At 66.8% G+C, this 14,402-nt stretch carries 13 protein-coding genes; 3 read left to right on the top strand and 10 right to left on the bottom strand.

Annotated features, from left to right (window positions below; translation table 11 throughout):
* Positions 1–142: 142 nt before the first annotated feature.
* The 5 genes from QMX81_RS02660 to QMX81_RS02640 form a co-directional block, all read right to left on the bottom strand.
* Positions 143–700, bottom strand: a complete 558-nt coding sequence (locus tag QMX81_RS02660) for a DUF3228 family protein (RefSeq protein WP_152152360.1) — start codon at positions 698–700, stop codon at positions 143–145.
* Positions 701–754: 54 nt separating this feature from the next.
* Positions 755–1,495: a LytTR family DNA-binding domain-containing protein gene (locus QMX81_RS02655; protein ID WP_282258216.1), complete on the bottom strand. Its 741-nt coding sequence runs from the start codon at positions 1,493–1,495 to the stop codon at positions 755–757.
* Complete coding sequence (locus tag QMX81_RS02650) at positions 1,492–2,562, bottom strand: histidine kinase (protein WP_282258225.1); 1,071 nt, start codon at positions 2,560–2,562, stop codon at positions 1,492–1,494. Before QMX81_RS02650 ends, QMX81_RS02655 begins: the two co-directional genes overlap by 4 nt.
* Positions 2,563–2,582: 20 nt before the next feature.
* On the bottom strand, positions 2,583–3,503 hold the full coding sequence (locus tag QMX81_RS02645) for an alpha/beta hydrolase (RefSeq protein WP_282258214.1): 921 nt from the start codon (positions 3,501–3,503) through the stop codon (positions 2,583–2,585).
* A gap of 121 nt (positions 3,504–3,624) precedes the next feature.
* Complete coding sequence (locus QMX81_RS02640) at positions 3,625–4,515, bottom strand: TIGR01777 family oxidoreductase (protein WP_282258212.1); 891 nt, start codon at positions 4,513–4,515, stop codon at positions 3,625–3,627.
* Positions 4,516–4,639: 124 nt separating this feature from the next.
* Between QMX81_RS02640 and metF the strand changes: the two genes are divergently transcribed.
* Entirely contained in the window at positions 4,640–5,467 is an 828-nt protein-coding gene (gene metF, locus QMX81_RS02635) for a methylenetetrahydrofolate reductase [NAD(P)H] (RefSeq protein ID WP_121042718.1), read from the top strand.
* A 50-nt stretch (positions 5,468–5,517) separates the two neighbouring features.
* Complete coding sequence (locus tag QMX81_RS02630; protein WP_282258209.1) at positions 5,518–6,084, top strand: hypothetical protein; 567 nt, start codon at positions 5,518–5,520, stop codon at positions 6,082–6,084.
* Here QMX81_RS02630 and QMX81_RS02625 read toward each other — a convergent pair.
* The 3 genes from QMX81_RS02625 to QMX81_RS02615 form a co-directional block, all read right to left on the bottom strand.
* Positions 6,074–7,033, bottom strand: a complete 960-nt coding sequence (locus tag QMX81_RS02625; protein WP_152152370.1) for a Nudix family hydrolase — start codon at positions 7,031–7,033, stop codon at positions 6,074–6,076. The two genes, QMX81_RS02630 and QMX81_RS02625, sit on opposite strands and share 11 nt — an antisense overlap.
* 402 nt (positions 7,034–7,435) lie before the next feature.
* Complete coding sequence (gene secA, locus QMX81_RS02620; protein WP_282258205.1) at positions 7,436–10,168, bottom strand: preprotein translocase subunit SecA; 2,733 nt, start codon at positions 10,166–10,168, stop codon at positions 7,436–7,438.
* A gap of 168 nt (positions 10,169–10,336) precedes the next feature.
* Positions 10,337–11,287 carry a M23 family metallopeptidase gene (locus tag QMX81_RS02615; protein ID WP_019182479.1) on the bottom strand — a complete coding sequence of 317 codons (951 nt, stop codon included), beginning with the start codon at positions 11,285–11,287 and terminating at the stop codon, positions 10,337–10,339.
* Between the two features lie 12 nt (positions 11,288–11,299).
* Between QMX81_RS02615 and QMX81_RS02610 the strand changes: the two genes are divergently transcribed.
* Positions 11,300–11,740, top strand: a complete 441-nt coding sequence (locus tag QMX81_RS02610) for a DUF721 domain-containing protein (RefSeq protein ID WP_282258203.1) — start codon at positions 11,300–11,302, stop codon at positions 11,738–11,740.
* Between the two features lie 296 nt (positions 11,741–12,036).
* Here the strand turns inward: QMX81_RS02610 and lpxC are convergent, their stop codons facing one another.
* Complete coding sequence (lpxC, locus tag QMX81_RS02605; RefSeq protein WP_088433963.1) at positions 12,037–12,948, bottom strand: UDP-3-O-acyl-N-acetylglucosamine deacetylase; 912 nt, start codon at positions 12,946–12,948, stop codon at positions 12,037–12,039.
* Between the two features lie 216 nt (positions 12,949–13,164).
* Complete coding sequence (gene ftsZ, locus QMX81_RS02600) at positions 13,165–14,397, bottom strand: cell division protein FtsZ (RefSeq protein ID WP_019182482.1); 1,233 nt, start codon at positions 14,395–14,397, stop codon at positions 13,165–13,167.
* Positions 14,398–14,402: the final 5 nt, after the last annotated feature.

Below are 14,402 nucleotides of genomic sequence, written 5' to 3'. Positions count from 1 at the left end.
CGGCGGGCCGGCGGCGCGGGCGGGCCGCGCCCCCCCCCCCCCCCCCCCCCCCCCCCCCCCCCCCCCCCCCCCCCCCCCCCCCCCCCCCCCCCCACTACCCCGTCGTCTTCGATCAACGTGCCATCGCTGCGGCTCCAGCGCCTCAGGGCCGCCAATTGGCGTTGCGGTCCCAGAACGCCACCGCGCGCTGATACGCCTCGCGATCCAGCGGCACGCCGGAGCCACCCTCTTCCACCCCCAGCGCGTTGCGCATCATGGTGATCGGGGCCATCGGCACTTCCTCCGGCTCGGCAGTGTAGATGCAGCCGACGATGCCCCACTCCGCATCGATGGGGGAGCCCTCTTTGGCCAACTGCTCGGCGCTGTACAGGATCACCACCAGGTAGTTCGCGCGCGGCGATTCCACGCCTTCAAACCAGCGCACCAGCACCGGCAGTTCCTCGCGGTTGCGCGCTTCATAACCACTGCGCAGCTGGTGACGGTTGGCCTCCGTGATCGGTACGGTCAGGCAGCGCGTGGAGGTCCAGTTTTCGTACACATGCAGTTTGCAGAAGGGCGCGTAGCCATCGAGCACCTTGAACGGCGCATGCGTGTTGAGGTGCTGTTCGAACTGCTCGGCGCTGCAGTCCTGGATGGTGTTGCCGCGCGGCACGCGGGGAAACAGTCGGGGCCGGGCGAACGCAGTGAGGACGATGGACATGGGCACAATCAGGCGGCGGAGATCCCACACAGGGTAACGCGTGCGGCACGCGCCCTACAGCGCCAGCCGCTCACGCAGCTCGCGGGCCTGCCGCCGCGAGACCTCCACCTGGCTGCCGTCATCGAGGGTCAAGTCATATCCGTCACTCAGCGAGGGCTCGATCGCACGCACGCGACGCAGGTTGACCAGGGTGTTGCGGTTGGCGCGGAAGAACAGCGCCGGCGACAGCCGTGCCTCCAGCGTGCTGAGGCTGCGTGCCAGCACCGCGTTCTGGTCGCGGAACCACAGGCGCGCGTAGTTGCCGTCGACCACGACCTTGCGGATCTCGCCGAGCGCCACGAACCAGCAGCGTTCGCCATCGCGCAGGAACACCTGATCCTCGGCACCCAGCGCATCGCGCACGCTGTCCGTCTCAGTGGGGGCAGCCGGTGCCGAGAGGCGCTCCCGGCCGCGTTCAAGCGCCGCCTGCAGGCGGCCTGCCTCCACCGGCTTGACCAGGTAGTCGAGCGCGTTGGTTTCGAAGGCGCGCACCGCGTACTGGTCGTAGGCGGTGACGAACACCACCATCGGCACCGTCTCCAGTCCGTCGAGCACATCGAAGCCCTCGCCCGAGGGCATCTGCACATCGAGCAACACCAGATCGGGCTGTTCGCGCAGGATCGCCTCGCGTGCCGCGGGCACGTCGTCGGCCTCGCCGACACACGCCACCCACGGGATCGCGGCCAGCAGGGTGCGCAGCTCGCGGCGCGCCAGCCGCGCGTCATCCACGATCAACACGCGCAGTGAGGCGCTCATTGCTGCACCTCCAGGCGGGCCAGCATGCGCTCGCCCTGACGCTCCAGCAGGAACGTGCCCCGGCCGGAAGATGATGGCCCCGCGTCGATGCCCAGCTGCGCGCGCAGATAGGCCAGCCCGATGCCATGGCCCTCGCTGCTGGCGTCCTGCGCGGCGGGATTGGCCACCGCCACCCGCAGCCGGCCACCATCGAGGCGCACGCGGATCGTCAGCTCGCCGCCGCCGGGATGGACTGCGATGCCGTGCTTGATCGCATTCTCCACCAGCAGCTGCAGCGCCATCGGCGGCAACCGCGCGGACAGCGCGGCCGGCTCGATGTCGGTGTGCACCCGCAGGCGGTCTTCGTAGTGGATCGCCTCCACCGCCAGGTAGTCCTGCACCACGCGCCACTCCTCGGCCAAGGTGACCCAGCCCCCGTCGGTATGCACCAGGGCGTGGCGCAGCGTGCTGGACAGATGGGTGACCATGTCGCGTGCACGCGCCGGGTCTTCATTGATCAGTGCACGCAGGTTGTTGAGCGCATTGAACACGAAGTGGGGATTGAGCCGTGCACGCAGCGCCTGGTGCTCCAGCGTCGCCCGCTGCGCTTCGGCGCGCAACTGCGCCATCTCGCTGTGCCGGGCACGCTGCAGCGCGCGGCGGCCGGTCCACAGCGCGCACCACACGCTCAGCACGATGGCGGTATTGAACCAGTAGCCGAAGACAGCGGCCGGGCGATAGTTTGCGCGCTGTCCCGGCAGCTGCACCCAGTCCCAGGCCAACGCGGGCAACAGCGCGGCGGCGGTGAGCACCTGAGCGGCCACCGCCACGATCACCACCGCGAGCAGCAGCCGCCACGTCAATCCCAGCAGATCGCGCTGCAACCAGTCATGCCGCAGCGCATAGCCGCGGATGAACGCGCTGCCCACCCACAGGGAAAGCGACACCATCACAGAGATCAGGACGATGCCGGACCAGTGCCCGCCGTAGGTGAACCCCAGCAGCAGGCTCACGCCAAGGTAGGCCAACCAGACCGCGCTGTTGCGCCACCAGAAACCGGTATCGCGTGCTGCCCGCTTCTCGCTCATCGTCTCCACGCCGGTCTCGATCAGGGCGCTGCAGGCAGCTCGAGGAAGCCCCGGATCTGCGTCTGCAGCCAGCGCGGATCATCCCACATCAGGAAGTGGTAGCCGGCGCGGCTCATTTCGATCCGCACACCGGGCAGCGCGGCGTACTGGGTGGCGAATACCTGCCGCGTACTGGCTTCGGTCGCACCGAACGGCTGATAGGCTGCCCACGCGCCCAGCACCAGCACCGGGGCCGTGATGCCGGCGATCGGCTGGCGCAGGTCGGTCATCGTCATGGAGTACATCGCGTTGGCGGTGGTGGCGCGATCGCTGTCGCGTCCCCACTGCTTCAAGGTCGCAACATGCTCGGGGGCGTGCGCCATGTTGGCGACCGCCGCGTCGGTCTGCGCCGCGTACTGCGTGGCGTCGGCGTCAAGCATGCCGGCCCGCATCTGCTCGGCCATCGGCGTGAGCGTGGCCGGTGTCGCGGCCGGATTCTGGACCGCGCCGAAGTACGGCAAGGCATCGACGATCACCAGTGGCCCGACCTTCTGCGGCGCCGCGATCGCCATCTGCAGCGCCAGCACACCACCGAGGCTATGGCCGATAACGGCCGGATGATCGAGCTTGCGGTCCGCACTGTAGGCCAGCAGGCGATCGCGCATGGCGCTCAGAAAGTCAGCGCTGACCACCGCAGACGCACCGGCAAAGCCCGGCAGCTGGATCAGGTGGCATTGCACCTGCGGCTGCAGCGCGGCGCAGGTCTCGCGCCAGACCTGCGCACCGCTGTTGAGGCCCGGGATCATCAGCACCGGACGGCCGCTGCCGATCACCTCGACCTGCAGATCCTGGAAGCGCTCGGTGCCCGCATGGGCGGGGCTGACCAAGGTGGCCCATGCGGTCAGCGCAAGCGCAGCCAACGGGGCGATGGAGTAGATGCGGCGGGGACGGACGGTCGACATGGCAGGCTCCTGCTGGGTGAGCCTGGAGCGTGGCGCGGGTCGACGCGGCAGGGGCAATTACATGAGCAGCGGCCGCAGACCGGCGATGAGCGGTCGGCAGCGGCGGATGAACATCCGCGCCTCAGCGATCCGGCGCGCCCACGATGGCCTGCAAGGCCGCCGGCAGCGATGGATACTGGAAGACAAATCCCTCCGCCAAGGCGTGCACCGGCTGCACGTTCTGCCCGGTCAGCAGCAGCCCGCTCATTTCACCGAAGCCCAGTTTCAAGGCAAATGCCGGGGTGGTCAGCCGCGCCGGACGGTGCAGCACCTCGCCCAGCGTGGTGGCGAAGGTCCGGTTGGTGACCGTGCCGGGCGCCGTGCCGTTGTAGGCGCCGCGTGCCCGGTCGGTGGTGAGCAGCCACAGGATCATCCCGACCAGGTCCTCGCGATGGATCCAGCTCATCCACTGCCGCCCATCGCCCATCGGCCCGCCGAGCCCCATCCGGAACGGCGGCAGCATCTTCTGCAGTGCGCCGCCCTCACGTTCGAGCACGATGCCGGTCCGCAGCACGCAGGTGCGCACGCCAAGGTCCTCGGCTTTGAGCGCCTCGGCCTCCCACTGCCGGCACAGCATCGCGGCGAAGTCGTGGCCGGGCGAGGCGGTCTCATCCAGCGGCGCGCTGTCGCGGGGACCGTACCAACCGATCGCCGAGCCGGACACCAGCACCTTCGGCCGTTCAGGCAGCGCGGCCATCCAGGCCAGCAGCGCCTGCGTCGTGCCGATCCGGGAATCGCGCAGCGCCTGTTTGCGTTCATCGGTCCAGCGGCCCTCCATCAGCGGCTCGCCTGCCAGGTTGACCACCGCCTGGACCGGGCCGACTTCCTCCAGCGCTGCAACGCTGCGCACGCCCTTCTGCGGGTTCCGGCCGGGCCGGCGGGTGAGGACGATGGGGTCATGGCCCGCGGCCAGCAGCCGCGTGCACAGGCGGCTGCCGATGAAGCCGGTGCCACCGGTGACGAGAATCTGCATGGCGGGTGCTCCGATGAAGTCACGCTCAGTGTAGGCGGCGCGATGTGCAGAAGCCTGTCACGCACTTCACATTCATCGCGATGAAGAGATATGATTAAACCACACTCGCCGACACGCCCCGCCCATGACCGCCATCAGCTTCGAGTTCTATCCGCCCAAGACCGACGAGCAGCGTGCCCAGCTGGACCGGACCGCGGCCAAGCTGAAGGTGTTCGCGCCGGAGTACGTGTCGTGTACGTTCGGTGCCGGCGGCTCGACGCTCAGCTACACCTCCGAGACGGTGCGTCACCTCAAGCAGCACCATGGCTTCGAGGCGGCACCGCACCTGTCCTGCGTCGGTGGCAGCCGCGAGGAGATCCGCGAACTGCTCAAGCTGTACCGCGCGATCGGCTGCCGCCGCATCGTCGCCCTGCGCGGTGACCTGCCCTCGGGCATGGGCCACCCCGGCGACCTGCGGTATGCCTCCGAGCTGATCAGCTTCATCCGCGCCGAGCATGGTGATGCGTTCCGGATCGAAGTGGGCGCGTATCCGGAGACCCACCCGCAGGCCAATGACGCGCTGCTGGACCTGAAGCACTTCAAGACCAAGATCGACGCCGGTGCCGATGCGGCGATCACCCAATACTTCTTCAACGCCGATGCCTACTTCCACTTCGTCGATGCGGTACGCAAGCTGGGGGTCACCGTGCCGATCGTGCCAGGCATCATGCCGATCTCCAATTTCAGCCAGCTGCGGCGCTTCTCCGAGCAGTGCGGTGCGGAGATCCCGCGTTGGATCGGCAAGCGCATGCAGGCCTACGGTGACGATGCCGAAGCGGTCCGCGCGTTCGGTGCCGAGGTCGTGGCCAGCCTGTGCGAACGCCTGGTCGCTGGCGGCGCGCCGGGCCTGCACTTCTACACGCTCAACCTGGCCAAGCCGACCACCCAGGTGCTGAAACTGCTGCGCGGGTGAGGCCGCCACGCATCGCTTGCAGATAACGCCCACGCCGCTACGCTGCTGCGATGAAACCGTTCGTGTGGCTCCTGCTGTGTGCGCTGTGCCTGCCTTCGCCCCCCGTCCTGGCGCAGGCGCCGCAGCGCGTGAACCGCTGCACCACGGCCCAAGGCGAAACCGTCTTCACCGATCGCCGCTGCGATGCACTGGGGGCCACCGCCCGTATGCCCCCGCGCACCGCGAGCGTCGGCAACACCGGCATCTACCGCGCCGGCTGCGCGCGCCGGCTCAGTGAACTGACCGGGCAGATCCGCGACGCGGTCAGCGCGCAGGACGTCAACCGGCTGTCGTCGATCTACCTCTGGAGCAACGTCTCCAACGCGACCGCCAACACCATCATCGGTCGGCTGGAATCGGTGGTGAAACGCCCGCTGATCGACATCGCGCCGGTCTACCCGGATACGGCTCCGCCGCTGGTCGATCCGGCACTCGCCACGGCGGGCAGTGCCGAGCCCCCCTCACGTCCCCGTCCGGTCGGCCTGCGCATCGAACAGACCCTCGGCAGCGCCGCCACCCCGGCCCGTACGGTATTCGGCCTGCGCCGTCAGTACGGCTGCTTCTGGATCACGCTGTAGCCGGCCACAGCGACCGGATCGCCGCGATGCCCTGCGCCCCATGGCGGCGCGCCTGCTCGATATCGCCGGGTGTCATCCCGCCCAGCGCATACAGCGGCAACGACACCTGCTCGCGCAGCGCCTCGAAGGCCGCCCAGCCCAGCGGCGTGGCATCCGGGTGGCTGGTCGTCGCCTGCACCGGGCCCAGCACCGCGAAATCACATCCCAGCCGCTGCGCCGCCTGCAACTGCGCCAGATCGTGGCAGGACGCCGCCACCAGCTGACCCGCCGGCAGCGGCCGCTCGCCCAGCGCCAGCAGCTGCTCACTGCCAAGATGCACCCCGACCCCCAGCCGCCCGGCCAGGTCGATGTCCCGGTTCACCAGCCACTGGGTCCGTGGTCCATGCTGCTGGATCACGCGTTCGGCCAGCGCCACCCGCGCCGGGCTGGACGGCGTGCGCAGCTGTACGCGGCGCACCCCGCTCTCCAGTGCCTGCGCCAAGCGTCCCAGCCAGGCCTGGTGGACGCTGTCCTCCTCGCCCTCCAGCTCGGGGGTGATCAGGTACCGGTCCGGCTGCCGCAACGCCGCGACCACCGGCAGGTCCGCCGGCGGCATCGAATACCGGTGGAGCTTGTCCGGCGCCACCCAGGTGATCGCCTGCCCCTCGCGGCCCCGCGGCGAGCCCTTCCAGCCCTGGACCCGGCGCACCTCAAGACGGAGCCGCTTGTCCGGGTAGATCTGCGGCACCTCCATGATCCACTCACCGATCTCCGCCTCGATCCCCAGCTCCTCGCGCAGCTCCCGCACCAGCGCCTCCTCGGAGGTCTCGCCGGCTTCCCGCTTGCCGCCCGGGAATTCCCACAGGCCGGCCATATCGCGGTTCTCGGTACGACGGTTGAGCAGAATGCGGCCACGGGCATCGGTGATGACGCCGGCCACGACATGGATCGAACGAAGGGGAGATGACATACCCGGAGGATGCCCAAAGCGGGCCGGGTGACGCAATGCCCCAGCGGCTGGTTGTCCAGGCGGTGTGGATCGTCGTGGTGTCTCCGCTCGGGGTTGCCGCGAGCGTGAGGGCCCCGCAGCGACCGATAGGCCCCTCAGCACCGGCGCTTGCAGTGCGGCGCCCGTGGTCTGGATACGTGGGGTGCGATGCCCTTGTGGGCGAAATCAAGGAGGAGGGGACGGCCGCAGGCCGGCACCGGGGGACATTCGCCGGCAAGGGCATCGCGCCCCAGCGCACGACCCACCCTCCGCCTCGCCTGCAAAGCGCTCAGGGCGCGTGTCATGCCTGCCACGCGGATGGAAGAAGAACCACAAAAAAGCCCCGCACAAGGCGGGGCTTTTTCAGCACATCCAATCAACCGATCAGCTCAGCTGACCATGGCAGTGCTTGTACTTCTTGCCGCTGCCGCACGGGCACGGATCGTTGCGGCCGACCTTCGGCTCATCGCGGCTGACCTGCGCCACGCCGTTCTGCGCCGCCTCCACCTGCGCAGCCTCTTCGTCCGCACCGTAACCGCCCGCGTCCTGGTGCTGGAACTGCGACTGCAGCAGACGTGCCTCCGCCTGCTGGCGCTCGGCCTGCTCCAGCGCCGCCACTTCCTCTTCGCTGCGGATACGCACGCGCGCCAGCAACGTCACCACTTCGCGCTTCACGTTCTCCAGCATCTCCGAGAACAGTTCGAAGGCTTCCTTCTTGTACTCCTGCTTCGGCTGCTTCTGCGCATAGCCGCGCAGGTAGATGCCCTGGCGCAGGTAATCCATGCGTGCCAGGTGCTCCTTCCAGCTCTGGTCCAGCACGGTCAGCATCACGTGCTTCTCCAGCGCGCGCATGGTCTCGTCGCCCACGCCGGCTTCCTTCGCCGCGAAATGCTCGTCGACCTTGGCCTGCACCTTCTCGGCGATGCCCTCGGCATCCAGCTCTTCGTGTGCCTTGACCAGTTCGGTCAGCGACATGTCGATGCCGAAGTCCGATGCCAGCGTTGCTTCCAGACCCTGCAGGTCCCACTGCTCGTCGATCGAGTTCGGCGGCACGAAGCGCGCCACCACATCGAAGATCACATCGCCACGGATGCCATCCACGTTGTCCTTCACCGATTCGGCATCCAGCAGCTCATCGCGCTGGCTGTAGATCACCTTGCGCTGATCGTTGTTGACGTCGTCGAAGTCCAGCAGATTCTTGCGGATATCGAAGTTGTGCGCTTCGACCTTGCGCTGCGCCTTTTCGATCTGGCGGCTGACCAGACGATCCTCGATGACGTCGTCTTCCTTCATGCCCATCATGCGCATCGCCTTCTGGACCCAGTCCGAGGCGAAGATGCGCATCAGGTTGTCTTCCAGCGACAGGTAGAAGCGGGACGAACCCGGATCGCCCTGGCGGCCCGAACGGCCACGCAGCTGGTTATCGATACGGCGCGACTCATGGCGCTCGGTGCCGACGATGTGCAGGCCACCGGCCGCCTTGACCGCATCGTGGCGGACCTGCCATTCGGCCTTGACCTGGGCACGCTGTTCCGGCGTCGCCTCTTCGCCCAGCTCATGCAGCTGCGCTTCCAGCGAACCGCCCAGCACGATGTCGGTACCACGGCCGGCCATGTTGGTGGCGATGGTCACCGCGCCCGGCATGCCGGCGTTGGCGATGATGGTCGCTTCGCGGTCATGCTGCTTGGCGTTGAGCACTTCGTGGTGCACACCGGCCTTGCGCAGATGCTCGGACAGCATCTCCGAGGTTTCGATCGAGGTGGTACCCACCAGCACCGGCTGGCCGCGCTCGTTGCAGGCCTGGATATCGGCCAGCACGGCGTTGAACTTGCCGTTGCGGTTGAGGAACACCTGGTCCGAACCGTCCTTGCGGATGGTCGGGCGGTTGGTCGGGATCACCACCACTTCCAGGTTGTAGATGCTCTGGAACTCGTAGGCTTCCGTATCGGCCGTACCGGTCATGCCGGACAGCTTCTTGTACATGCGGAACAGGTTCTGGAAGGTGATGCTCGCCAGCGTCTGGTTCTCACGCTGGACCGGCACGCCTTCCTTCGCTTCCACCGCCTGGTGCAGGCCATCGGACCAGCGGCGGCCGGCCAGGGTACGGCCGGTGAATTCATCCACGATCACCACTTCGCCACCGCGCACGATGTAATCCACGTCGCGCTGGTAGATCGCATGCGCACGCAGCGCCGCGTTGAGGTGGTGCACCACGGTCAGGTTCTGCGCGGCGTAGAGGCCTTCGGTCTCGGCATTGAGGATGCCGGCTTCCACCAGCAGTGCCTCGGCATGCTCCATGCCCGCTTCGGACAGATGGACCTGCTTGCCCTTCTCGTCGACCCAGAAATCGCCTTCGCCTTCCTCGGCCTCCTGCTTGATCAGGTGCGGAACGACGCGGTTGACACGGATGTACAGCTCCGGGGAATCATCGGCCGGGCCGGAGATGATCAGCGGGGTACGGGCTTCATCGATCAGGATCGAGTCGACTTCATCGACGATCGCGTAATGCAGGCCGCGCTGGTAGCGGTCCGCACGGGACAGCGCCATGTTGTCGCGCAGGTAATCGAAGCCGAATTCGTTGTTGGTGCCGTAGGTGATGTCGCTGGCATACGCCTCGCGCTTGTCGCCATGCGGCATGCCCGGGTAGACCACGCCCACGCTCATGCCCAGCCAGTTGTAGAGCTTGCCCATCTGCGCCGAGTCACGGCGGGCCAGGTAGTCGTTCACGGTGACCACGTGGACGCCCTTGCCTTCCAGCGCGTTCAGATACACCGGCAGCGTGGCGACCAGGGTCTTGCCTTCACCGGTGCGCATTTCCGCGATCTTGCCCAGGTGCAGGACCATGCCGCCGATCAGCTGTACATCGTAATGGCGCATGCCCAGCACACGGCGGCTGGCTTCACGGCAGACCGCGAACGCTTCGGGAAGCACCTTGTCCAGGGCCTCACCGTCAGCGATGCGCTGCTTGAATTCCGGGGTCTTGGCCTTGAGCTGCTCGTCGGAGAGCTTTTCGATTTCCGGCTCCAACGCATTGATCTTGGCGACGATGCGGTTGAGCTGGCGCAGCTGTCGTTCATTACGACTGCCGAAGACGCGGGTAAGCAGGCTGTTGATCATTGAAGGAACCGGTTGGAATGAGACGCCCCAACGGCGGCGCTCTCCCCAGGGGATGCGCACGCCGCAAACGAAACAGGGCGCACCGCGCCCTGTCTATGGCAACACCCATTGTAGCTTGGGACGGGGGTCCGGCGTTTCAAGCACCCCCGTTCAAGTTCGTTACCGTGATCAGCCCCGCGAAACGCGGCCGACCGGGGTATTGCCGCCATCACCGAGGAACTTGCGCGGATTGACCACCTGGCCGCGTTCCCAGACCTCGAAGTGCACGTGGGCACCGGTGGAACGGCCCGTGGAACCGGCCTTGGCCACTTCCTGGCCGGCCCGGACCAGATCGCCCGGCTTCACCACCAGGCGCGAATTATGCGCATAGCGGGTCACATAGCCATTGCCATGGTCCACATCGACCACATTGCCGTAGCCGCCCTTCACACCGGCGAAGCTGACCACGCCGTCGGCCACCGACATCACCGGGTCACCGACCTTGGCGTGGAAATCCATGCCCTTGTGGGTGGCCGCACCACGACCGAACGGATCGCTGCGGGTCCCGAAGTTGGAGGTGATGTAGGTGTTGCGGATCGGCATGCGCGAGGGCACGGCGTTCTGTTCGAGCTGGTGGTCGAACATCAGCGACTCCATCACCGACAGTTGGCGGCCTGAAGCAGCAAAGCGCTGCTCCAGCACCTGTAAGTCGGCGTTGACCGCGCTGACCGGGATGTCCTGGGTCGGGCCGGGCTCGCCTTCACCGAGGCCGGGGGTCTCGTTGAAGTCGAATTCACCGTCTTCCAGTTTGCCCATCTGGGTGAGGCGTTCGCCCAGCGCATTGAGACGGGTGGCCTGCGCCTGCAGCTCGCCCATCCGCGCAGCCAGCGCGTTGACCTGGGTCTGAGCGTCCTTCTGGGCCTGCGCCAGCTCGCGTTCCTGCTGTGCGACCTTGGCGTGGAGCCGGGAATCGTTGAACATGCTGCCACCGATACCGGCACCGAAGCCGATCAGGCAGCCCACCCCCAGCACACTGCCCAGCAGGGCCCGGGGGGAATCTTCGAAGTAGAAACGCAAACGCGCCAGCGGCGTCTTGGCCTGTCCTTCACGCGTTTTGATTACGATCTTTTTGAATGCCATCAGTGAGTTTTCATGTCTGAGCCGAAATCCAGTGCCCGTTCCCCATCCACGCCGAAGCCGGCGCTGGATGCGGTCATGGCGGACAAAGCCGGTAACCCGCTGCGTCGTGCCTTGTGGCTCGACGCGCTGGACCGTCAATTGCGCCCCCATTTGCCGCCTGCACTGGCCACCCGTTGCCGGCTGGCGAATGTAAACGGCGAGCACCTCGTTTTTCTCGTCGAATCTCCCGTGTGGCACGCCAAGGTCCGGCTTGCCGAAGCACAGTTGATCGACGCGGCCCGGTCCATCGGGCTGAAGGTCACCAAGGTGACCGTCAAAACAGCATCTGCCCCTCCCCCACGCTCCCCAGCGGTCGACAACAGGAATGGCCCCCACGCTGTTTCAGCCGCCACGCACAAAGGGCTACGCGACGCGTTGGCTTGTCTGCGCGATGTGGATTCCTCCAAATCGTGAAGCCATCGGGGCATCCCGCCCCTTCCCGGCCGCGTCACGATCACGTGAACTTTGGCTGGGAGCCGGTCTGCACTGTAGCGGCGGAACCGCCGCCAGTCGTTAGTGTTTTATTAAATTAACGTTAAATTCGGTAGAAACCTTGATGAGGTTCACAAATCTGTGCGCTGTGCACCCCCACGGTTCATTGACGTCAAGGTCACGCCTCGCTCCGCGCCTGCGCAGCCCTGAACGCAGAAACGGCGCCGTGGGCGCCGTCTCGTTTCCTTTTAAATCAATGGCTTGCGCCCACACCTGACTCAGGCGTACGCCGGCAGACCGTAGACGACCGGTGCGGCGGCCGCGGGCGAGTCATAGCTGACCCACTCCCATGCACTGGCATCGGCCAGCAGCGCGCGCACCAGCTTGTTGTTGAGCGCGTGGCCCGACTTGAAGCCTTCGTACGCGCCCAGCACCTGGCCGCCGGCCAGATACAGATCGCCGATCGCATCGAGGATCTTGTGGCGCACGAACTCATCGGCGTAGCGCAGGCCGTCGTCGTTGAGCACGCGGAACTCGTCGAGCACGATGGCGTTGTCCATCGAACCGCCCAGGCCCAGGTTGCGCTCGCGCATGTACTCCAGATCCCGCATGAAGCCGAAGGTCCGGGCGCGCGAGATTTCCTTGGTGTAGGCCAGGGTCGAGAACTCGATTTCCGCCCGCGACTGCTTGGCTGGGATCATCGGGTGGTTGAACTGGATGGTGAAACCGAGCTTGTAGCCTTCGTACGGCTCGAAGCGGGCGACCTTGTCGCCGTCGGTGACTTCCACCGTCTTGAGAATGCGGATGAAGCGTTTCGGCGCGTCCTGCTCGGCGATGCCCGCTGACTGCAGCAGGAAGACGAACGGGCCGGAGGAACCGTCCATGATCGGCAGCTCGGCCGAGGACAGCTCCACGATGATGTTGTCCACACCCAGGCCGGCCAGGGCCGACATCAGGTGTTCGACGGTCTGGATCTTGGCCTCGTGATAGGTCAGGCCGGTGCACAGGGTGACTTCGGTGACCAGATCCGCACGCGCAGGCACTTCCACCACCGGGTCCATATCGACGCGACGGAAGACGATGCCGTGGTTGACCGGGGCCGGGCGCAGAGTCATGTAGACCTTGTCACCACTGTGAAGGCCAACGCCGGTGGCGCGGATCGTGTTCTTGAGGGTGCGTTGCGGAATCATCGGGGGGCAGGACCAGAAAGCGCGCGGTCAGCGCGGCTGTGACAAACAAGAATAACACGCACTACCGCTGTCCCTTCCGTGAACCGTGGTGCGTCGACAGCACTGCCCGGACGTGCGCGATGCACGACGGCGGTCAGACTGCCGGGCCGATCCTGGCCCGGCAGCATGGGACATGGAGGTGCTTACCGGGGAGGACAAGGCCCCGGCACGCAGTACTCAGTCCGCCTGGCGGCGCAGGAACGCCGGGATGTCCAGGTAATCGTTCGGCAGTTCAGCGGCGGCCGGACCCGATGCGCTCGGGGCCGACGGGGCCACGGTGTCGGCGCTCGGACGACGCAGGCCCATGCCCATGCCCATCCCGCCCACGGCCTTGGAGACCGCATCGCCGCCGTTGTCGAACTCGCCGAACTCCGGCTGGCCGGTGGTGGCGTTGCGGACCAGCTTGATCGGTGCGCGCTCGCCCGGACGCTGGGTCTTGGCGGTGACGGCACGGTTCAGGCCGGTGGCGACCACGGTCACGCGGACTTCGTCCTGCATGTCCGGATCCAGCACGGTACCCACGACCACGGTGGCATCTTCCGAAGCGAAGCCATCGATGGTGCGGCCGATCTCGTCGAACTCGGCCATCGTGAAGTCGGCGCCGGCGGTGATGTTGACCAGGATGCCGTTGGCACCGGCCAGATTCACATCGTCCAGCAGCGGGTTCTGGATGGCGGCTTCGGCAGCGGCCTGGGCGCGGTCATCGCCACGCGCGGTGCCGGTGCCCATCATCGCCAGGCCCATTTCGGACATGACGGTGCGCACGTCGGCGAAGTCGACGTTGATCAGGCCCGGACGCACGATCAGGTCGGCGATGCCCTGCACGGCGCCCTGGAGGACGTCGTTGGCGGCACGGAAGGCCTGGATCATGGTGGCGTTGCGGCCCAGCACGGTGATCAGCTTTTCGTTCGGGATGGTGATCAGCGAATCGCAATGCTGGCTCAGTTCTTCGATGCCCTTCAGCGCGACCTGCATGCGGCGACGGCCTTCGAACGGGAACGGCTTGGTGACCACGGCGACGGTCAGGATACCCATCTCCTTGGCCAGCTGGGCCACGACCGGGGCTGCACCGGTGCCGGTGCCGCCACCCATGCCGGCGGTGATGAACACCATGTCCGCCCCCTGCAGGGCGTCCATGATGCGCTCACGGTCTTCCAGCGCGGCCTGGCGGCCGACTTCCGGGTTCGCGCCTGCGCCCAGGCCCTTGGTGACGTTGGTACCCAGCTGCAGCTGCAGCTTGGCACCACAATTCTTGATGGCCTGCGAGTCGGTGTTGGCGGTGATGAATTCCACGCCGTCCACACTGGTGCTGACCATGTGCGCCACGGCGTTGCCGCCGCCGCCGCCCACGCCGATCACCTTGATCACCGCATTGGGTGCCATCTTTTCAATCAGTTCGAAATGCGCCATGTCCG

The sequence above is a fragment of the Stenotrophomonas sp. PS02301 genome (genome assembly GCF_029959485.1).
Lineage (GTDB): Bacteria > Pseudomonadota > Gammaproteobacteria > Xanthomonadales > Xanthomonadaceae > Stenotrophomonas > Stenotrophomonas maltophilia_Z.
The sequence above is the reverse complement of the archived record's forward strand: the minus strand, read 5'-3'. Positions and strand labels throughout refer to the sequence as shown.